The following is a 19604-nucleotide window of genomic DNA, read 5'->3' as shown; positions in this document are numbered from 1 at the left end:
TCGCGGGGCTTTCTCATGATACCCCCAGGGGGAATCGAACCCCCGCTACCAGCGTGAAAGGCTGGCGTGCTAACCGCTACACCATGGGGGCGAGGCGGGGAGAGGACATTGTAGATGGCCGCGCCGTTTGGCCGCGCGTGGCACCATTGGGGGGCGCGTCTAGCTCATCGGGTTAGAGCACCGGACTTTTAATCCGGCGGGCTGGGTTCGAGTCCCAGGGCGCGCATCCGCTCCGACTCCCCCGTCTCGGCGGGGCGCGCCCTGGCTCGGCTCAGGAGGCCAGCTTGACGCCGTTGGCGCCTTCCGGTTCCAGTATCCCCTTGCGCTTCAGCTGCGAGATCGTCGTGTGGACGGTCGGCTTCGCGATGTTCGTGATCTCGGCGACCTCCGCGGCGGAGATGCCCGGGCGCTCGCCGACGAGCTTCAGGATCGCCTCGCGGTTGGCCCCGCGCGGCGCGCGGCGCGACTTGCCGCCGGCGTACGGCGCACGACCCGCGGGCACGGCGGCGCGCGCACGCGGGCGCGCCGGCGTCGCCGTGCCGTTGGCCGGCACGTAGTCGCCCGAGAGCGCGGCGAGCACGGCCTCCAGCTGATCCTTCTCCTCGATCAGCGGCCGCAGTTCCTTCAGCCGCTTCTCGATATCACGTTGAATTTGCCCAACGAGGTCTGCCATATACATAACTCCTGGTGAGACGAGGGGGTCACCAAGGCTAGCAATCATGCGAGATGGATTGAACCCCTTGTCCAACCGTCGTCAAGAACGTGGCGTTTGGCCCGTTACGAGATTGACTGGTGAGGGAACGCTGACAGATCGGCGGCTCGTTCAGGAGCCGACGCAATCATGCAGCAGGCGCTGCTCCAGCGGGGCCGGTCTCCCGATGTGAAAGCCCTGCGCGTAGTCGACGCCGAGTCTGCGCAGCAGCTCAACTGTCTCGTCGTCGCCGACGTATTCGGCGATCGTCTCCTTGCCCATCCCCCGCGCGATCTCGACCGCCGCGCGGATCAGGAGTTGATCGGTTTGACTGGTCGTGCACGAGCGCACGAACTCGCCGTCGATCTTGAGGATGTCGAACGGCAGGTGCTTCAAGTAGTAGAACGAGCCGAAGCCCGCGCCGAAGTCGTCAAGCGCGAAACGACAGCCCAGCTCAGCCAGCCGCGACGCGAATTCCTGCGCCCGCGGGATGTTGGCGACCGCGGTCGTCTCGGTCACCTCCAGCACCAGGTTGGCCGGATCGACCTCGTTCTCTCTCAGCTCGCGCTCGATGATCCGCAGCAGGTCGGGGTCGCCGGTCGAGCTGCCGGAGATGTTGACCTCGAAGACCAGCTCGCGGCCGGCGCGGCGCTGCTCGCCCATCTGGCGAATCGCGCGCGCGACCACCCAGCGGTCGATCTCCTGCATCAGGTCGAAGCGCTCGGCGATCGCGAGGAAGGCGGCCGGCGGGATCACGTCGCCCTGCTCGTCGAGCATCCGCAGCAGCAGCTCGTGCTGACGCACGATCCCGCTGCTCAACTCGACGATCGGCTGCGCATAGAGCGTGAAGCGGTCCTCCTCCAGCGCCTCGCGGATCCTCTCGGCCCAGGTGATGCGCGCCTTCATCCGCGACGCGCTGCGCTCCTGCGTCGAGAAGGTCGCGGCGCGGTCGCGGCCGGCCTCCTTCGCGTCGTACATCGCGAGGTCGGCGTTGACGAGCACGTCCTCGGCGCTGAGGCCGTCGCTCTCGCCGAACAGCGCGATCCCGATGCTGGTCGTGATCGGGCGGCGGCGGCCGGCAGTCGTCAGCACCGATTGCGCGCGCACCGAGGCGAGGATCGACTCGGCGACCGCCTCCGCCTCCTCCTGCCCGCCGCGCGGCATCAGCACCGCGAACTCGTCGCCGCCGAGGCGCGCCAGCACGTCACTGTCGCGCAGGCGGGTGCGCAGCGTCTGCGCGACCTTCACGATCAGCTCGTCGCCGACGTTGTGACCGAGCGTGTCGTTGATGTGCTTGAAGCGATCGATGTCGAGCACCAGCGCCGCGCCCTCAGGCCCGTAACGCTGAACACGGTGAATGTGCTGATTCAGCTCACGCTCGAACGAGCGGCGATTGAGCAGGCCGGTGAGCGGATCGTGGTCGGCCATGTGCTGCAGCTGCGCCTCGTAGCGAACGCGCTCGCTGACGTCCTGGATCTGGCCGAGGAAGTGCAGCGGGCTGCCATCGGCGGCGCGCACGAGCGTCGCGTGGACGGCAACCCAGACGACCTGTCCGACGACGTCGACGTAGCGCTTCTCCATCCAGAAGGCGCTCTGCTCGCCGGACAGCAGCCGTTCCATCATCTCCGCGTCCTTGGAGGCGTCGGCGGGGTGACTCAACTCCGAGAAGCTCATCTCCTCCAGCTCCTCGCGCGTGTAACCGGTGATCGCGCAGAGCGCGTCGTTGACCTGGATGAAGCAGCCCTCCAGGTCGGACAGCGCCATCCCGATCGGCGCCGCCTCGAAGGCGGTGCGGAAGCGCTGCTCGGCCTGCGCGATCCGCTCGACGCTCTCGCGCAGCGCCTCCTCGGCCGCGACCCGCTCGCTGACGTCGCGGACGATCGCCTGCCCTTCGCGCATCTGCCCGGTCACCGGGTCGACGACGCGGCGGACGCGAGCCTCGATCCAGACGAAGTGGCCGTCGCGATGACGGATCCGGCTGGTGACGGTGATCGTCCCGCCCTGCTCTATGACGCGCTCGCGCGCGCCGATCACGTCGTCGCGATCCTCCAGGTGGACGAACTCGCGCGGCTGGTGGCCGACCAGCTCCGACGGCTCGTAGCCCATCAGCTCGCGCGAGGCCGGCGAGACGTACGTGACGACCCCGTCGGGGTCGAAGACGAGGATCATGTCGGTCGCGTTGTCGGCGAGCACGCGATGGCGCTGCTCGGCGGCGCGCAGGTCCGCCTCGGCGCGATCGCGCTCGGCCATCCGCTCGGCGACCAGCTGCAGCGCGTAGCGCTCGCGCCGCGACGCTATCCAGATCAGCAGCCCCAGCGCGATCGTCACGATCGTGCCGCTGATCAGGATCGTCCAGGAGATCCCGAGGTCGGTCTTGGGCCGCCCGACCTCCAACCGCCAGTCCTGCCCGCCGCCGGAGAAGGTCGTCGCGAGCGCGTTCGGCCCGGTCTCCGCGTCGCCCAGCACGCTGTCGCCGACGACGACCGCCAGCGGCACCTCGGCCGGCACCAGCGAGTTGAGCGCGGATCTGATCGTGACCGCCGAGTAGGTCGCGACGGTGAAGCCCGCGATCCGCGCCCGCCGCTGCGCGACCGTCGACGGCGTGCCGCCGCGATAGACCGGCGCGACGACCGTGATCCCGCTCCAGCGCGCCCCGGGGACCCGCTCCATCCTCGTCGACTGGGCCGTGCCGGTGTCGGTCGCCGCGCGCAGCGCAAGCTGGTGCGGCGGCGAGTCGGCGAGGTCAAGGCCGGCGGGCGGGCCGGGAGCGCGCGAAGCGATGTACGCGATCGGGTAGCTCTCCGCCTGCCCGGCACGGGCCGGCCGGTGCCCGACGAACCAGATCGCGCCGAAGGCCGACTCGTCCAGCAGCCGCGTGGCGACCGCGTCGAACTGCTCGCGGCCCGCGCCCGGCGTCGCCATCAGCAGCGAGAGGTCGGTCAAGCGGGCGACGGCGGCTCTCATCGTCTGTCCCAGCAGCGTGTTCGCGCGCGCGCTGGCCTCGGCCTGCCATTCGACCGCCTGGTCGCGCTCCTGACGAGCGGCGGCCCAGGTGCCGACGAGCGTCGCGGCCGCCAGCAGGACGACGGCGAGCAGCCCGAGCGGGACCCTCTTGGGGCGCGGGCTCACCGGATCGCTCCGCGATCGGGCAAGCAGACGCGCACGCGCCAAGCTGACGGTCTCACCGGCATCACCCCGTCCCTATCGGCAGGGGGCGCCGGTTGCGTTAGCTCAGGTGCCGCGCCGTCGCAGCGCCTCGGCGGCCGCCGCGCGCGTCGGCACCACCGGGAACAGCTCGCCGAGCCCCATCACGCTGAAGATGCGGGCGTTTCCGTCGCTCGTGTTGACGATCGCGAGCTGCCGGCCGACGGCGGCCAGGCGGCGTGCCGCGCGCAGCAGCACCTGGCAGCCGCTGGCGTCGACGAAGGCGCAGCCGGAGAGGTCGACGACGAGGTCGCGGATCGGTCCGACGGTGTCGGTGTGCTCGCGCAGCCGCTCCTTCAGCTCCGGCGCGGTGAAGAGGTCCAGCTCGCCGTGCACGGCGATCACCGAGATGCCGCTCTCCTCGAGCGGCTCCTCCACGAGGCCGAACGTGGTCGGCGGCGGGTGACTGTGGCTGTGGCTGGTCATGACCGGATGACGGGCGGAGCACGACCTGACAGCCGACGTCCGCCCGTAGACCTCCGGCGGCTTCTGCCTACCCCCGGGTCGGGAGTGGAAAACGAAGCCGCGCGGAGCTGTGGTGGCTCAGTGCTTGAAGTGCCGGCGGCTGGTGAAGACCATCGCAACGCCGGCTGCGTCCGCGGCTGCGATCACTTCGGGATCGCGCACCGAGCCGCCGGGCTGGATGATCGCTGTGACGCCCGCCTGCACGGCGAGCTCTGGTCCGTCCGCGAACGGGAAGAAGGCGTCGGAGGCGAGCACCGCCCCCGCGATCGAGCCCTCGCGGGCCTTCTCGACCGCCAGCCGCACCGAGTCGACGCGGCTCATCTGGCCCGCGCCGATGCCGACGGAGGCGTTGTCCTTCGCGATCACGATCGCGTTGGAGCGGACGTGCTTGCAGACACGCCAGGCGAACAGCAGCTCGCTCCACTCCGCGTCGGTCGGCTGGCGTCTGGTCGCGACCGTCATCTCGGCACGCTCCTGCGTGTCGACGTCGCGGTCCTGCACCAGCAGGCCGCCGACGACCTGCTTGAGGTCGGGCTCGGCGAGGTGCAGCGGCAGGTTCTCGTCGTCCTGGAGGATCCGCATGTTTCTCTTGACCGACAGGATCTCCAGCGCCTCGTCGGAGTAGCCGGGCGCGAACAGGACCTCGATGAACTGCTTCACGAGCGCCTCGGCCAGCTGCGCGTCGACCGGCCGGTTGAGGCAGACGATCCCGCCGAAGGCCGACATCGGATCGCACTCGAAGGCGCGCTCGTACGCCTCCAGCGTCGTGTCGCCGGTCGCCACGCCGCACGGGTTGTTGTGCTTGACGATCACGCACGACGGCGCCTGGAACTCGCGCGCGAGCAGGCGCGAGCCGTTGAGGTCGAGCAGGTTGTTGAACGACAGCGGCTTGCCGCCGAGCTGGCGCACGTTGCTGAGCAGGTGCGTCGGCGAGCCGACCTGCGCGTAGTAGGCGGCGCGCTGGTGCGGGTTCTCGCCGTAGGAGAGGTCGGTGACCTTCTCGAAGGCGCGCACGAACAGCTGCGGGAAGTCGTCGTTGCGCTTCTCGGAGAACCAGCGTGTGATCGCGGTGTCGTAGCGCGCGGTGTAGGCGAACGCCTCCGCCGCGAGCGACTCGCGCGTGGCCAGCGACAGCTCGCCGCCGCTGGCGCGCAGCTCGTCGAGGACGGCGTCGTAGGACTCCGGCGAGACCACAGGTGCGGCGAAGGCGAAGTTCTTCGCCGCCGCGCGGATCATCGTCGGGCCGCCGATGTCGATGTTCTCGATCACCTCGGAGTCGGCGACGCCGCGACGCGCGACGGTCTGCTCGAACGGATAGAGGTTGACGCAGACGAGGTCGACCATCTCGACCGCGGCGTCGCGCGCGGCCGCCAGGTGCGACTCGTCGTCGCGGACCGCGAGCAGGCCGGCGTAGAGCTTCGGATGGAGCGTCTTGACGCGTCCGTCCATGATCTCCGGGAAGCCCGTGAAGTCGGTGATCGAGCGGTGCGGGATCCCCGCGTCGGCGAGCGCGCCGGCCGTTCCGCCGGTCGACACCAGCTCGACGCCGAGGTCGGCGAGACCGCGCGCGAAGTCGACGATTCCGGTCTTGTCGGAGACCGACAGCAGGGCGCGGCGGATCGCGACCTTGCCGGGCGCGGTGAGCGCGAGGTCGTTGGAAGTCTCTTGCGACATCGGCAGCAGAGGATAGGCGAGGCGGCCGGCAGATGAAGCCCGGCGGGCGCTCGCTCAGCGGTCGAGCAGCACCCGGCGCGGATCGGCCGGGTCGATCCGCACGGCCCCACGGGCGATCAGGCGGATCGCCTCCGGCAGCAGCGCGTGCTCGATCGCATGGATCTGCTCGAAGACCTCGCCGGCCTCGCGCGCGTGCGGCAGCTCGACGGCGCGCTGGAGGATGATCGGGCCGGTGTCGACGCCCTCGTCGACGAAGTGGACGGTGACGCCGAAGACGCGCACGCCGTGCGCGAGCGCCTGCTCCACCGCTCTCAGCCCCGGGAAGGCCGGCAGCAGCGCGGGATGGACGTTGACGACCCCGAGCGGGAAGCGGGCCAGGAACGACGGCGTCAGCAGCTGCATGTAGCCCGCGAGCACGACCAGCCGCGCGCCTCGGCCCTCGATCCAGTCGGCCAGCGCCGTGTCGCGCGCGGCGCGGTCGGAATGGTCGGCGAGCGGGAAGGCGGCGGTCTCGACGCCGGCGCGGCGGGCGCGCTCCAGCGCCGGCGCGTCGGCGACGTTGGAGCCGACGGCGACGACCTCGATCCCGTCGCGGCCGTGGACCGTGTCGAGGATCGCCTGCAGGTTGGAGCCGGTGCCGGAGGCGAGCACGGCGATCGGGAAGGTGTCGGGGCTCATGCCGCGCCCACGGTACCTTGCCGCGTCCGCAGGGCGCCGCGCGCCAGCAGCATGTCGACCCGCTGCGTCACCTGGTCGCCGCGCAGCTGCGGGAAGGCGCCGTACTGCGGCAGGCCGTCCCAGGCGTGCTGCGCGATCGCGCGCGAGCGGCTGCCGCGCAGGATCTCGGCGATCTGCGTGCGCGTGACCGCCGGCTCGGCGGCGGAGATGACGGCGAGGATCGCCTCGTCGAGGTCGGCCTCGCGCCGGCGCGCGGCGACGGCTGGGCCGGGCGGCGCGATCGCCGGGTCGCAGACGTCACAGCAGATCACGCCGGGGTCGGTCGCCGGCGCCGCGCGGTCGCCGAAGTGCCGCAGCAGCGCGGCGCGGCGACATCTGCGCTGCTCGACGAAGCCCCAGATCGCGCGGTACTGGCGCCAGCGCACTCTCTGCGCCTCCCCTGCCGACGCCTTGCACGCCTTCAGCGCGCCGCGGTCCCATTCACCGACCAGCCTGCCCATGGCACGATCGGGCGGCGATGGCGCCGGCTGCACGACGCCGGCGCGCGCGAGGTGGCCGACGATCGCGCGGGCGCCGTCGCGATCGCAGCTCGCGACGTCCGCGAGCACGCTCAGCTCCAGCTCGTAGCGGCCGTTCTCGGCCGCCTGGCGGCGGATTCTGCGCGCGACCGCGCCGAAGGCCGCGTCCTCGATCTCCGCCCGCTCGATGAAGAAGGTGTGCAGCCCCTTGTCGCGCGCCTCGGCGAACAGCAGGCAGCGGGCCGGCCTGCCGTCGCGCCCAGCGCGGCCGGCCTCCTGGTAGTACTGCTCGACCGACTGCGGGACGGTCTCGTGGATCACCGTCCGCACGTCGGCCTTGTCGACGCCCATGCCGAAGGCGTTGGTCGCGACGACGATCGGCGTGTCGCCGGCCATGAAGGCGCGCTGCACGGCCGTGCGCCGCTCGCGGTCGAGCCCGGCGTGGTAGACGGCGACGTCGAGCCCCAGCTCGCGCCCGAGCGTCTTCGCCAGCTCCTCGCAGCCGTTGCGCGTGCCGGCGTAGACGATCGCGGGGCGCGCCTCGAGGTCGCGCAGGACGGTCGCGACGCGGCGGTGCTTGTCCTGTCTGGAGCCGCATCTGGCGACGGCGAAGGAGAGGTTGGGCCGGTCGAAGCCGGTCGTCACTCTCACCGGCTCGGCGAGGCCGAGGCGGTCGACGACGTCGTCGGCGACGCGCGGCGTCGCGGTCGCCGTCAGCGCCATGATCGCGCGTGCTCTGAGGTAGCGGGCGGCGTCGGCGAGACGGAAGTAGTCGGGCCGGAAGTCGTGTCCCCACTGCGAGACGCAGTGCGCCTCGTCGACGACGAACAGCCCCAGCCGCGCGCGCTGCACGTGGTCGAGGAACCAGCGCGACGCGAACCGCTCCGGCGCGACGTAGAGCAGCTTGAGACGGCCGCTCGCGGCGCGCCGCAGCACCTCCTGGTTGTCGGCCATCGACTGCTGCGAGTTCAACAGCGCGACGGCGTCGGGCGCGACCCGCCTGAGGCCCTCGACCTGGTCCTGCATCAGCGAGACGAGCGGCGAGACGACGATCGTGAGGTCGTCGCGCACGAGCGCCGGCAGCTGATAGCAGAGCGACTTGCCGGCGCCGGTCGGCATCACGACGAGCGCGTCGCGACCTTCGAGCGCCGCGCGGACCGCCTCCTCCTGACCGGGGCGGAACTCGTCGAAGCCGAAGTGGCGGCGCAGCTCCGCGCGGGCGTCCATCGACTGTGCCGCTCCGCCGCCCGCGCGCTAGGCGCGGACGAGCGGCAGGCCGTGCTCGAAGGCGTGCTTGTCCTGCTCGTTGGGCGTGTGCTCGAGCGGGTACTCGCCGCTGAAGCAGGCGTCGCAGTGGGTCTCGCGCGTGGCGCCGACGGCCTCGTAGACGCCGTCGAGCGAGAGGTAGTGGAGCGAGTCGGCGCCCAGCTCGGCGGCGATCTCCTCCTCCGTGTCGCGCCCGTGCGCGATCATCTCCTCGCGCGTCGACATGTCGATGCCGTAGTAGCAGGGGTTGCGGATCGCCGGCGCGGTGATGCGGAGGTGGACCTCCTTGGCGCCGGCGTCGCGCAGCATCTGCACGATCTGCCGCGTCGTGTTGCCGCGCACGATCGAGTCGTCGACGACGACCAGCCGTCTGCCGTTGACGATCTCCGGCATCGGGTTGAACTTCAGTCTGAGGCCGTGCTTGCGCAGCTCCTGCCCCGGCTGGATGAAGGTTCGCGCGACGTAGCGGTTCTTGACGAAGCCGTCGTCCTGCGGGATCCCGCTGGCGCGTGAGAAGCCGCGCGCCGCCGGCGTACCGGAGTCCGGCACCGAGATCACGAGGTCTGCCTCGACCGGCGCCTCGCGGGCGAGGATCTCGCCCATCCGGCCGCGCGCGCCCTGCAGCGTCGTGCCGGCCATCTTCGAGTCGGGACGGGCGAAGTAGATGTACTCGAAGACGCAGGAGGCGAGCCGCTCGCCCTCGACCGCCATCCGCGTCGAGATGCCGCCCGCGTCGATCGTGACGACCTCGCCCGGCGCGACGTCGCGCAGCAGTCTGGCGCCGATGATGTCGAGCGCGCACGACTCCGAGGCGACGCAGTAGCGGTCGCCGATCATGCCGAGCACGAGCGGCCGCAGCGCGTGCGGGTCGCGGAAGGCGACGACCTTCTCGCTCGTCATCACGACGGTCGAGAAGGCGCCTCTGAGGCGCGGCAGCACGTCGGCGACGGCGTCCTCCAGCTTCTCGGCCGGATGCGTCGAGAGCAGCGCGGCGATGATCTCCGAGTCGGAGGTCGAGCGGAAGCCGACGCCCTTCTCGCGCAGCTCGCTGTGCAGCTCGACCGCGTTGATCAGGTTGCCGTTGTGCGCCAGCGCCAGCTCGCGCTGGTCGGAGCGGTAGACCGGCTGGGCGTTCTCCCAGGCGGAGGAGCCGGTCGTCGAGTAGCGCACGTGGCCGATCGCGAGGTCCCCCGGCAGCGAGCGCAGCTTCTGCTCGTCGAAGACCTGCGAGACGAGCCCGAGATCGCGGAGGGTCATGATGTTGCCGCCCACGTCAGTGGTGGCGATCCCCGCGGACTCCTGCCCGCGGTGCTGCAGCGCGTACAGCGCGAAATAGGAGAAGCGAGCGACGTCGTGGCCGGGAGCGTAGATCCCGAACACACCACATTCGTCGCGCGGTCCATCGCGATCAGGGAGCTGGTCAGTCATGGGAGGGCGGGCCGTCCTCCGGCATCGAGAGAAGCGTCCCACCCGGGGCGGCAGGCGCTCGATCAGAGTAGCAACGCGCGCGGGCGTCGCTCTCCCTGGACGGACGGCTGTTGCCGCAACGTGCGTCCAGCGGTGGGCGGCCGGTATCGGCCGCCCACCCGTTTGCCCTGCTATCTGACGCGCAACACGACGCTGACCGCTCTGCTGCGGTTGCCGGCCGCGTCCCACGCGGTGACGGTGAAGCGATAGCGCGCCGCCGCCAGCCGCGGCGTTCTGAGCCGGAAGATCCCAGCCCCGGCCCGTCTCGCGCCAGCCCGTCTGATGGCGCGACAGCGCTTGCCCGGTTTGCCCTTGCGGCAGCCGCTCACGCGCTCCCACGCGACCGACGCGCGCACGGCGTCGCCGCCGCTGTCTCTCGCCACGAGCGTGAGCGTGCAGCGGCGTCTGGCGCAGTTGCGGCGCGTGACCTCGACGACGGGCGCGAGCAGGTCGCCCGCCGGCGTCACGACCGGCGGTCCCGGCGGGCCGGGCGGCGGAGGCGGCGGCGCGGGCGGACGCACGGCGACCGGTCCGGCCGTTCTCGACACCATCGTGCGCGCGCCGCCGGCGTTGACGGCGCGCACCTGGCAGGCGAGCACGCGCCCGGTCAGCCCGTCGGGCAGCGTCAGCGTCGGCCCGCTGCCGTCGGCGCGCACGTCGGTCAGTCTGCCGGCGGCGTCGACCGCGGCGCTCAGCCACGTGACCGTCGTCTGCGGCGCCGGGTCGGTCCACTGGCCGGTCGCGCACGTGACGGCGTCGCCGGCGCGCGGCGTCCCGGTGACGACCGGCGGCGTGACCGGCTCCAGCCGCGCGGGCGGATTCGGCTGCGTCGCGAAGGCGTTCAGCTCGGCGTTGGCGAGGCGCGTGTAGATACCCGGGAAGCCCGGCACCGCGCAGCCCTTGCCCCACGAGACGACGCCGATCAGCGCGTCGACGACGTTGCCGTCGAAGCGTGCGAGCGGGCCGCCGGAGTCACCCTGGCACGTGTCGATGACGCTGCCGTCGGAGGCGGCGCCGGCGGCGCACAGCATCACGGGGGCGATGTATCTGGCGCCGTAGCCGCCGCAGGCAGCGTCGTCGAGCACCTCGACGAAGCCGTAGCGCAGCCGGTCCGGCGGCTGGCCGCCCTCGGTCTGCGCATCGGTGTCGCCCCAGCCGGAGATCACGGCGAAGCCGCCGCGATCGTCGCTGCCGGCAGCGACGACGGGGAGCGGCTCGACCGTCCCGGGTCCCAGCTCCAGCGGCGTCGCGAGCGTCAGCAGCGCGAGGTCGTTGACCTTCGTCGCGGAGTCGTAGTCGCGGTGGGAGGTGATCGCGGCGACTCTGCGCAGCTGCGGGTCCCGCCCGCTCGGCTCGGTGCGGTCGAAGACGCCCGCGACCACGCCGACGTCGGCGGCGGCGTCATCGGGGACGCAATGGGCGGCCGTGATCACGTGCGTCGCGTCGCGGACGGTCGCGCCGCAGTAGATCGACAGCGGGATCGCGATCTCGCCGTTGGAGTCGATCTGGATCAGCCCGGCCTGCCAGGGCAGGTCGGTCTCGTCCTCGTCGGGGTTGATGATCCCCGGCGCGGGCCCGCCGTCGGCGGGCTGCGGGCGCGCCGCGGAGGCGACCGCGGCGAAGACGACCCAGAAGGCGACGGACAGGACGACGCTCGTCACCACCAGCAGCAGGCCGGTCCTGCGACCGGCGCGGCGCACGAGCGCTTCGAAGACCCCTTGCAGACTCATCGGCGCAGCGTGCCGCGCGCCCGCGCGCGGCACATCCGACATACGTCCCCAGCCAGGGTGACCAACATCCCGGCCGGCCCCTCCCGCTCGGGCTACGCCGGCCCGCGCCGCGTGCCCCGCTCGGGCTACGCGGCCTGCACGTCGTGGAGCCGATCGGCGAGACCGCGCGTGCGCGGCTCTGCCAGCTCGGCGAGCGACCAGCTGAGCGTGCCGCCCTCGTGCGCGATCTCGACGACGTCGCCGCCGACCTCGCCGACGACCGCGACCGACAGCCCGTCGCCCGCGGAGGCGGCCAGCGCCTCCAGCAGCTCGCGCGGGCCGGAGAGCACGAACGTGCCGGAGCCCTCGCCGAACAGCTGCTCGTCGAGCGGCTTGCCCTGGCAGGTGGCGCCGCCGACCTTGCGCAGGTCGATCCGCGCGCCGATCCCGCCGGCCAGCGCCGCCTCGCTCAGCGCGACCGCGATGCCGCCCTCGGCGACGTCGTGGGCGCTGCGCAGGTCGCCGCGACGGACCGCGTCGCGGACCAGCTCGATCGCCGTGCGCAACGCGGCCTGATCGCGCTCGGGCAGCCCGTCGGGCAGCGCCTCGCCGCGCAGCTTCGCCAGCTCGGAGGCGGGCAGCGACGGCGACGCGGCGCGCACGACGGCGATCGCGTCGCCGCCCTGCGAGAAGCCGAGCCGGCCGGCGCGCGCGGCCTCCGGCAGTCTGCCGACCATGCCGACGACCGGCGTCGGGTAGATCGGGCCGCCGCCGCTCTCGTTGTAGAGCGAGACGTTACCGCCGACGACCGGCGTGTCGAGCGCGCGGCAGGCGTCAGCCATGCCGCGGACCGACTCCGACAGCTGCCACGCGACGTGCGGCTTCTCCGGGTTGCCGAAGTTGAGGCAGTTGGTCAGGCCGAGCGGCTCGGCGCCGACGCAGGCGAGGTTGGCCGCGCACTCGAAGACGGCCTCGACCGTGCCGCGGTACGGGTCCGCCGCGACGCGCCGGCCGGAGCCGTCGATCGAGACCGCGATCGCGGCGCCGTCGGGCAGCAGCAGGACGGCCGCGTCGGCCTCCTCGGGACGGCGCACGGTGCGCGACTGCACGATCCAGTCGTACTGCTCGAAGACCGGCAGGCGCGAGGCGATGTTGGCGGAGCCGAGCAGCTCCGGCAGGATCGCCTGGACGTCGTCGTCGGCCGCCTTCAGCGCGCGCGGCGCCGTCGGGTAGATCTGCGCGCTCGGCTTCTCGGGCGCGAGGTCGTAGAGCGGGCAGTCGTCGACCAGCGCGGGGACCGGCATGTCGCCGACGACCTCGCCGCCCTTCAGCACGCGCAGGTGGCCGGAGTCGGTCACCTCGCCGATCGCGGTGGCGGTCGTCTCCCACTTCTCGCAGACGGCCAGCACGGCGTCGACCTTCGACGGCTCGACGACGCAGAGCATCCGCTCCTGCGACTCGGAGACCATGATCTCGAACGGCTCCATGCCGGGCTCGCGCAGCGGCACGCGGTCGACGTGGATGTCGAGCCCGAGCCCGCCCTTGGAGGCCATCTCCGACGAGGACGAGGTGAGGCCGGCGGCGCCGAGGTCCTGCAGCGAGACGAGCAGCTCGCTGTCGAGCAGCTCCAGCGAGCACTCCAGCAGCTTCTTCTCGGCGAACGGATCGCCGATCTGGACGGTCGGGCGCTTGTCGGCGTCGTCCTCGCCCAGCTCGGCGCTCGCCAGCACCGACGCGCCGCCGATGCCGTCGCGGCCGGTCAGCGCGCCGAACAGCACCAGCACGTTGCCGGGGCCGGTCGCGGCCGCGCGCGTGAGACGGTCGTGCGGGGCGATCCCGAGCGCCATCGCGTTGACGAGGCAGTTCTGCTCGTAGGCCGGCTCGAAGTAGATCTCGCCGCCGACGGTCGGGACGCCGATCGAGTTGCCGTAGTGGCCGATGCCGCCGACCGCGTGCTCCAGCAGGTAGCGCGAGCGCTGACCGTCGGGCTCACCGAAGCGCAGCGAGTCGAGCACGGCGATCGGGCGCGCGCCGACGGCGAAGATGTCACGCAGGATCCCGCCGACGCCGGTCGCGGCGCCCTGGAACGGCTCGACGGCGCTGGGGTGGTTGTGCGACTCGACCTTGAAGGCGATCGCGAGGCCGTCGCCGACGTCGACGGCGCCGGCGTTCTCGCCAGGGCCCATCAGCAGGTACGGGCCCTCGGTCGGGAGCTGGCCGAGCAGCTTCTTCGAGTGCTTGTAGGCGCAGTGCTCGGACCACATCAGCGAGAACATCGACAGCTCGACGGCGTTCGGCTCGCGGCCGAGCTTGTCGAGGATCAGGTCGTACTCGGCGTCGGTGAGGCCGAGCGCCCGATGCGCGGGAACGGTGGCGTCAGACATGGGCGGCGAGGGAATCGCGGATGGAGGCGAACAGCTTCAGCCCGTCGGTCGAGCCGGTCAGCGGGTCGACGGCGTGCTCGGGGTGGGGCATCAGGCCGAAGACGTTGCCGGCCTCGTTGCAGACGCCGGCGACGTCGGCGAGCGAGCCGTTGAAGTTCTGGCCGGGGGCGTAGCGCAGCAGCACCTGGCCGTTGGCCTCGACCTGCTCGTGCAGCGCCTGCGGCGCGTACCAGCAGCCGGTCGTGTGCTTGGCCGGGATCGACAGCAGGTCGCCCTTCTGCGTGGCGTTGGTGAAGGGCGTGTCGTCGCGCTCGACGACGAGGTCGACCTGGCGGCAGACGAACCGCAGCGTCTTGTTCGGCAGCAGCGCGCCGGGCAGCAGGCCGGCCTCGCAGAGGATCTGGAAGCCGTTGCAGATGCCGAGCACCGGGCCGCCCTGCTTGGCGAAGTCGATCACCGACTCCATCAGCGGCGAGAAGCGGGCGATCGCGCCGACGCGCAGGTAGTCGCCGTAGGAGAAGCCGCCGGGGACGACGATCGCGTCGACGCCCTTCAGGTCGCGGTCGCCGTGCCAGAGGATCTCGGCGTTGGCGACGCGCTCGCAGGCGAGCTGCGCGTCGACCTCGTCGCAGGTGCCGGGGAAGCGGAGGATGCCGAACTTCATCGCGTCACCCGGCGGCGCCGGCGGGTGCGCCGGCGGCGTCGATCGAGACGATCTCGTAGTCCTCGATCAGCGGGTTCACGAGCAGCTTCTCGCACATCGCGGGAAGCTGCTCGGGGTCGGCCACGTCCAGCTCGATCAGCCGGCCGACGTGGACCTGCGAGACGCCCTCGAAGCCGAGCGCCGGCAGCGCCCGCTCGACGGCCTGCCCCTGCGGATCCAGGATTCCGGCCTTCGGCCGCACGAGCACGCGCATCTTCACGGGTTGGTCCTCTCCAGCCAGGCGTCGAACGGCTCGCCGGTGATCAGCTCGTACGCCTCGAGGTATCTCGCGCGCGTCTTGTCGACGACCTCGGCGGGGATCTCGGGCGCGGGGTAGGTCTTGTCCCAGTCCGTCGAGGAGGCCCAGTCGCGCACGATCTGCTTGTCGAAGCTGGGCTGACCGCGGCCGACCGCGTAGCCCTCGACCGGCCAGAAGCGCGAGGAGTCGGGCGTCAGCACCTCGTCGCCGAGCGTCAGCGCGCCGTCGGCGGCCTTGCCCAGCTCGAACTTCGTGTCGGCGAGGATGATGCCGCGCTCGCGCGCGTGCTCGGCGGCCTTCGCGTACAGCTCGATCGAGACGTCGCGAACCCGCTCGGCGAGCGCGCGGTCGTCGTCCAGCAGCGCGACGGTCTGCTCGAAGTCGATCGCCTCGTCGTGGCCGACCTCGGCCTTCGTGCTCGGCGTGTAGAGCGGCTGCGGCAGCTGCTGGGACTCCTCGAGGCCGGCGGGCAGCTCGAGGCCGGAGACCTTGCCGGTCGCCTTGTAGTCCTTCCAGCCGGAGCCGGTGATGTAGCCGCGCACGACGCACTCGATCGGCAGCATGCTCAGCTTCTTCACCACCAGCGCGCGGCCACGCACCTCGGCGGGGACGCCGTCGGTCGCGGAGATGTAGTGGTTCGGGACGATCTGGCCGAGGCGTTCGAACCAGAACACGGACAGGGCGGTCAGCACCTTGCCCTTGTCCGGGATCGTGTTCGGGTGGACGACGTCGTACGTCGAGATTCGGTCCGAGGCGACGAGCAGCAGCGTGTCGCCGAGATCGTAGATCTCACGGACCTTGCCTCTGGCGATGAGGGGCAACTCAGAGAGGGCGGTCACGTGGCCCGATGCTAGCAGCGGCGCGCGACGATCAGCCGCCCGCCGCACCCGCGAGTTCCCACGGGCGCGGCGCAGCTCGCCGCGCAGCCGTGGAACTCGCAAGGCTCGTCAGAGCCCCACTTCGTCCAGCCGCGCGATGATCGCGTCGGCGTGGCGCGAGTAGTGGCCGTAGTCGAAGATCGCGTCGAGGTCGAGCGCGGCGGCCTCCGGCTCGGCTGCGATCAGCTCGCGCAGCGGCGTGCGCGTGTCCCACGCCTGCTGGGCAGTGCGCTGGACGATCCGGTAGGCGTCGTCGCGGATCAGACCGCCCTGCTCGATCAGCGCCAGCAGCAGGCGCTGGGAGAAGAGCGCGCCGGAGGTGATCTCGAGATTGTCGAGCATCCGCTGCTCGTGCACGACGAGGCCGTCGATCACGGCCGTCAGGCGCGCCTGCAGGTAGTCGATCAGGATCGTCGAGTCGGGCAGGATCACGCGCTCGGGAGCGGAGTGCGAGATGTCGCGCTCGTGCCACAGCGCGACGTTCTCGGTCGCCGCCTGCGCGTTGCCGCGCAGCACGCGCGCGAGGCCCGTGATCTGCTCGGTCTTGATCGGGTTTCTCTTGTGCGGCATCGCGGAGGAGCCCTTCTGCCCCTTGCGGAACGGCTCCTCGGCCTCGCGCACCTCGGTCCGCTGCAGGTGGCGGATCTCGGTCGCGAGCCGCTCCAGGCCGGCGCCGGCGAGCGCGATCGCCTGCAGCAGCTCGGCGTGGCGGTCGCGCGCGACGACCTGCGTCGAGACCGGCTCGCGCTCCAGCCCGAGCGAGGCGAGCACCCGCTCCTCGAACTGCGGCGAGGTCGCCGCGTAGGTGCCGACCGCGCCCGACAGCGCGCCGACGGCGACCTGCGCGAAGGCGCGCTCGAGACGCTGCGCGTTGCGGTGCGCCTCGAAGGCGAAGCCGGCGAGCTTGATGCCGAAGGTGGTGGGCTCGGCGTGGACGCCGTGGGTGCGGCCGACCGTCAGCGTCGCGCGCTGCTCGCGCGCCCGCCGCGCGAGCACCTCGGCCAGTCTGTAGGCGCCCGGCACGACGATCTCGCCGGCGCGCTTGAGCTGCAGTCCGAGCGCCGTGTCGAGCACGTCGGAGGAGGTCAGGCCGTAGTGGATCCAGCGACCGGCGTGCCCGGCCGAGGCCGACAGCACGTCGACGAAGGCGGCGACGTCGTGGTCGGTCGTCTTCTCGCGCTCGTCGACCGCCTCGACGGTGAAGGTCGCGTTGCGGATCGCCTCCAGCTCCTCGGCCGTCGGCCCCTCCATCGCCTCGCACGCCGCCACTTCGACGTCGCGCCAGGCGGTCATGCGGGCTTCGTCGGTCCAGAGGGCGCCCAGCTCCGGGCGCGTGTAGCGAGCGATCATGGCCCCGATTCTCGCAAGTCGGCTGGTGAGACCGATGCGCGACCCCGGTGACACTGGCCGCACCGGGTTTCGGGCGTACGCTGCATCGCAGCTCGACAGGACAGTCGACGACGACGCGAGGAGCACGAGATGCGCAAGACGGGGGCGCTCGCCGCGATCGCGGCGGCCGCGATGCTGACAGGCGCCGCACCGGCCGCTGCCGGGATCTGGAGCGAGGTGCCGACGCCTACGACGAGCACGATCACCGCGATCGAGTACCAAAGCGATTCGCGCTTCTGGTTCACGACCGCCAACGGAGAGATCTGGAGACGCAGAGCCGACCTCAGCGGCTTCCAGAGAGTCCAACCGGCCGGCCTCGCGCTGAGAGACATCGAGTTCCAGCCGGGCGGCGACATCGGCTTCGCCGTCGGCGCCGGCGGGACGGTGCTGCGCTCGATCAACGGCGGCGACACCTGGACCAGAATCGCCGGGATCCCCGTCTCCAACGAGGGCGACGGCACCGGCAACAAGTGCACAAGACCCGAGACGCTCGGCGACGTCAACTTCGTCCACTTCGCCGGACCGGGTCGCGTCTGGATCGGCGGTCCGAGACGGCAGCTCGCGACCTCCCAGCCGGCCCTCGCCGCCAACGTCGGCGCGCCGTTGACGTGGATCGACGCCAACCGCAAGCCCGTCGCCAGAGCCGGCGACAACTGCTGGATCACCGAGTCCGACGGATTCCCCGACATCTTCGTAACGGCCGATCCCGACGTCTTCTACTTCGCGATGCCCTTCTCGGAGGCCGCGCTGCTGTCGACCGACAACCTCCAGAGCACGCCGATCCCCACGACCGCGGGCGTCGCGAACGGCTTCAGCGTCGCCGGCTCGCTCGTCGGTGACCCCGGCAGCCCGAACCGGATGTGGTCGGTCGTGCCGTCGCCGCACGGCAACTCGACCGCGGTCTACACCGAGGACGGCTGGAGCACCTCACGCTGGATGTTCCTCGTCAACGAGTCCGCGCACCCGTGGCCGGCCACCGGTCCCTACGACGTCGCGTTCAACGGCGGCACCGTCCTGGCGGCTGGCAACGAGGGCTTCATCATCCACTCGACCAACGGCCGTGACTTCTTCTGGAACGGCGCCGACGGCGCGCCGGCGACCAACGACTGGCGCGCGGTCGCGCTCGCGAGTGGGACGCAAGGCGCCGTCGGCGGCGTCGGCGGCAGACTGCTGCTGAGCAGCACCGCCAGCGCGACGCCGGACCTGCTCAGACCGACCGGCTTCATCGACGGACCCGGCAGCGCGACCGCCGGCCAGCCGGTCGGCTTCACGCTCGTCGCCGCCGACGAGGGCGGCTCCGGCCTCAACGCGGCCGCGACCACGTGGTCGGTGACCGGGCTGCCGGGCCAGAGCGGCCCGGGAGCGACGTTCAGCTTCCCGACGGCCGGCGGCTACACCGTCACCGCGAGCTTCTCCGACAACGCCGGCAACGTCGCCACCGCGACGAGATTCGTGCTCGTCAGAGCCGCCTCGACGGTCACGCCACCGCCGAGAAGACCGATCGCGAGAGGCGGTGGCAGCGGCTCCGGCACACCGACCCCGGCCAACGCCGGCGGCGCGACGAGAACGTCGACCGGCGGTGCGACGGTCACGACCTACAGAAGAATCTCGCTCAGAAAGGGCGGCTTCGTGCCGGTCTGGGTGTCGGCCAGAACGGCGCGCCGCTTCGTGATCGAGATCCGCACGACCGGCAGAAGACCGCGCCGCGTCGCGACTCAGCGGGCGAGACTGGGAGCGGGCAAGAAGGCGCTCGTCAGAGTCGCCCTCAAGAGAGGGATCAGAACCGGCAAGTACGTCGTCACGGTCCGCGTCTTCCAAGGCAGAAGAGCGATCGGCAAGCGCGTCCGCACCGCCTTCGTGATCGCGAAGTGAGCGCGGCGGCGGGGCGGGCGGCACGTCGCCGCCCGCCCCGCCCGCGCAAAGCCTGCGGCGAGGTTACGCGCCGATGATGCGCGCGGCGAGCACGGCCGCGTTGCGGGCGTTGTCGACGCCGACGCAGGCGACCGGGACGCCGGGCGGCATCTGCGCGATCGCCAGCAGCGCGTCGAGGCCGCCGGCGACCGAGGTCTTGCTCGTCAGCGGCACGCCGATCACCGGCAGCTCGGTGTGGGCGGCGACCGCGCCCGGGAGCGCGGCGGCGAGGCCGGCGCCGGCGATCAGGACCTTCAGGCCGCGCGCCTGCGCGGTCTTCGCGTACTCGGCGACCGTGTCCGGGTTGCGGTGGGCCGACATCACGCGGATCTCGTTGGCGATGCCGCGTCTGTTCAGCTCGGCGGCGGCCTTCTCCATCGCGGGCATGTCGCTCTCGGAACCCATCAC

General features: G+C 71.8%; 15 protein-coding genes and 2 tRNA genes. 2 read left to right on the top strand and 15 right to left on the bottom strand.

From position 1 onward, the window contains the following. Positions 1-19: 19 nt before the first annotated feature. Positions 20-91 (bottom strand) — tRNA-Glu (locus tag R7226_RS09110). 62 nt (positions 92-153) lie between these two features. On the opposite strand from R7226_RS09110, the gene R7226_RS09105 reads away from it, so the two are divergent. Then, a tRNA-Lys gene (locus tag R7226_RS09105) sits at positions 154-226 on the top strand. 45 nt (positions 227-271) lie between these two features. Here the strand turns inward: R7226_RS09105 and R7226_RS09100 are convergent. From R7226_RS09100 to purB, 13 genes are all read right to left on the bottom strand, one after another. Continuing rightward, positions 272-673, bottom strand: a complete 402-nt coding sequence (locus tag R7226_RS09100) for a winged helix-turn-helix domain-containing protein (protein ID WP_318596759.1) — start codon at positions 671-673, stop codon at positions 272-274. A 150-nt stretch (positions 674-823) separates the two neighbouring features. Next, positions 824-3820, bottom strand: a complete 2997-nt coding sequence (locus R7226_RS09095) for an EAL domain-containing protein (RefSeq protein WP_318596758.1) — start codon at positions 3818-3820, stop codon at positions 824-826. A gap of 102 nt (positions 3821-3922) precedes the next feature. Beyond that, positions 3923-4321 (bottom strand): STAS domain-containing protein, encoded by a 399-nt coding sequence (locus R7226_RS09090; protein WP_318596757.1) that lies wholly within the window; start codon positions 4319-4321, stop codon positions 3923-3925. A gap of 117 nt (positions 4322-4438) precedes the next feature. Then, positions 4439-6034 (bottom strand): bifunctional phosphoribosylaminoimidazolecarboxamide formyltransferase/IMP cyclohydrolase, encoded by a 1596-nt coding sequence (gene purH / locus R7226_RS09085; protein WP_318596756.1) that lies wholly within the window; start codon positions 6032-6034, stop codon positions 4439-4441. A gap of 54 nt (positions 6035-6088) precedes the next feature. After that, positions 6089-6712, bottom strand: a complete 624-nt coding sequence (gene purN / locus R7226_RS09080) for a phosphoribosylglycinamide formyltransferase (protein ID WP_318596755.1) — start codon at positions 6710-6712, stop codon at positions 6089-6091. After that, positions 6709-8457: a RecQ family ATP-dependent DNA helicase gene (locus tag R7226_RS09075; protein WP_318596754.1), complete on the bottom strand. Its 1749-nt coding sequence runs from the start codon at positions 8455-8457 to the stop codon at positions 6709-6711. Before R7226_RS09075 ends, purN begins: the two co-directional genes overlap by 4 nt. Before the next feature lie 27 nt (positions 8458-8484). Further along, entirely contained in the window at positions 8485-9876 is a 1392-nt protein-coding gene (gene purF, locus R7226_RS09070; protein ID WP_318596753.1) for an amidophosphoribosyltransferase, read from the bottom strand. Between the two features lie 218 nt (positions 9877-10094). Further along, complete coding sequence (locus tag R7226_RS09065) at positions 10095-11693, bottom strand: S1 family serine peptidase (RefSeq protein ID WP_318596752.1); 1599 nt, start codon at positions 11691-11693, stop codon at positions 10095-10097. Positions 11694-11818: 125 nt separating this feature from the next. Then, positions 11819-14056: a phosphoribosylformylglycinamidine synthase subunit PurL gene (purL, locus tag R7226_RS09060; protein WP_318596751.1), complete on the bottom strand. Its 2238-nt coding sequence runs from the start codon at positions 14054-14056 to the stop codon at positions 11819-11821. Then, positions 14049-14720, bottom strand: a complete 672-nt coding sequence (gene purQ / locus R7226_RS09055; RefSeq protein ID WP_318596750.1) for a phosphoribosylformylglycinamidine synthase subunit PurQ — start codon at positions 14718-14720, stop codon at positions 14049-14051. The genes purL and purQ overlap by 8 nt, the downstream gene beginning before the upstream one ends. A gap of 4 nt (positions 14721-14724) precedes the next feature. Continuing rightward, entirely contained in the window at positions 14725-14973 is a 249-nt protein-coding gene (purS, locus tag R7226_RS09050) for a phosphoribosylformylglycinamidine synthase subunit PurS (RefSeq protein WP_318596769.1), read from the bottom strand. Positions 14974-14975: 2 nt separating this feature from the next. Continuing rightward, entirely contained in the window at positions 14976-15857 is an 882-nt protein-coding gene (locus R7226_RS09045) for a phosphoribosylaminoimidazolesuccinocarboxamide synthase (RefSeq protein WP_318596749.1), read from the bottom strand. A 108-nt stretch (positions 15858-15965) separates the two neighbouring features. Then, on the bottom strand, positions 15966-17246 hold the full coding sequence (gene purB / locus R7226_RS09040) for an adenylosuccinate lyase (RefSeq protein WP_318596748.1): 1281 nt from the start codon (positions 17244-17246) through the stop codon (positions 15966-15968). 129 nt (positions 17247-17375) lie between these two features. Here purB and R7226_RS09035 point away from each other — a divergent pair, with 129 nt between their 5' ends. Then, positions 17376-19157 carry a PKD domain-containing protein gene (locus tag R7226_RS09035; protein WP_318596747.1) on the top strand — a complete coding sequence of 594 codons (1782 nt, stop codon included), beginning with the start codon at positions 17376-17378 and terminating at the stop codon, positions 19155-19157. Between the two features lie 63 nt (positions 19158-19220). On the opposite strand, the gene purE is transcribed toward R7226_RS09035, so the two are convergent. Continuing rightward, entirely contained in the window at positions 19221-19601 is a 381-nt protein-coding gene (gene purE / locus R7226_RS09030; protein WP_404827801.1) for a 5-(carboxyamino)imidazole ribonucleotide mutase, read from the bottom strand. Positions 19602-19604: the final 3 nt, after the last annotated feature.

This window comes from Conexibacter stalactiti, from assembly GCF_033542075.1.
Taxonomy (GTDB): Bacteria; Actinomycetota; Thermoleophilia; order Solirubrobacterales; family Solirubrobacteraceae; genus Conexibacter; species Conexibacter stalactiti.
The sequence above is the reverse complement of the archived record's forward strand: the minus strand, read 5'-3'. Positions and strand labels throughout refer to the sequence as shown.

Excerpts from the sequence above, each read along its gene's own strand:
- R7226_RS09075 (WP_318596754.1), bottom strand. The coding sequence starts at position 8,457 with ATGGACGCCCGCGCGGAGCTGCGCCGCCACTTCGGCTTCGACGAGTTC.
- purB (WP_318596748.1), bottom strand. The coding sequence starts at position 17,246 with ATGATCGCTCGCTACACGCGCCCGGAGCTGGGCGCCCTCTGGACCGAC.
- purE (WP_404827801.1), bottom strand. The coding sequence starts at position 19,601 with ATGGGTTCCGAGAGCGACATGCCCGCGATGGAGAAGGCCGCCGCCGAG.
- R7226_RS09100 (WP_318596759.1), bottom strand. The coding sequence starts at position 673 with ATGGCAGACCTCGTTGGGCAAATTCAACGTGATATCGAGAAGCGGCTG.
- R7226_RS09090 (WP_318596757.1), bottom strand. The coding sequence starts at position 4,321 with ATGACCAGCCACAGCCACAGTCACCCGCCGCCGACCACGTTCGGCCTC.
- purL (WP_318596751.1), bottom strand. The coding sequence starts at position 14,056 with ATGTCTGACGCCACCGTTCCCGCGCATCGGGCGCTCGGCCTCACCGAC.
- R7226_RS09035 (WP_318596747.1), top strand. The coding sequence starts at position 17,376 with ATGCGCAAGACGGGGGCGCTCGCCGCGATCGCGGCGGCCGCGATGCTG.
- purN (WP_318596755.1), bottom strand. The coding sequence starts at position 6,712 with ATGAGCCCCGACACCTTCCCGATCGCCGTGCTCGCCTCCGGCACCGGC.
- purS (WP_318596769.1), bottom strand. The coding sequence starts at position 14,973 with ATGCGCGTGCTCGTGCGGCCGAAGGCCGGAATCCTGGATCCGCAGGGG.
- R7226_RS09065 (WP_318596752.1), bottom strand. The coding sequence starts at position 11,693 with ATGAGTCTGCAAGGGGTCTTCGAAGCGCTCGTGCGCCGCGCCGGTCGC.
- purQ (WP_318596750.1), bottom strand. The coding sequence starts at position 14,720 with ATGAAGTTCGGCATCCTCCGCTTCCCCGGCACCTGCGACGAGGTCGAC.
- purH (WP_318596756.1), bottom strand. The coding sequence starts at position 6,034 with ATGTCGCAAGAGACTTCCAACGACCTCGCGCTCACCGCGCCCGGCAAG.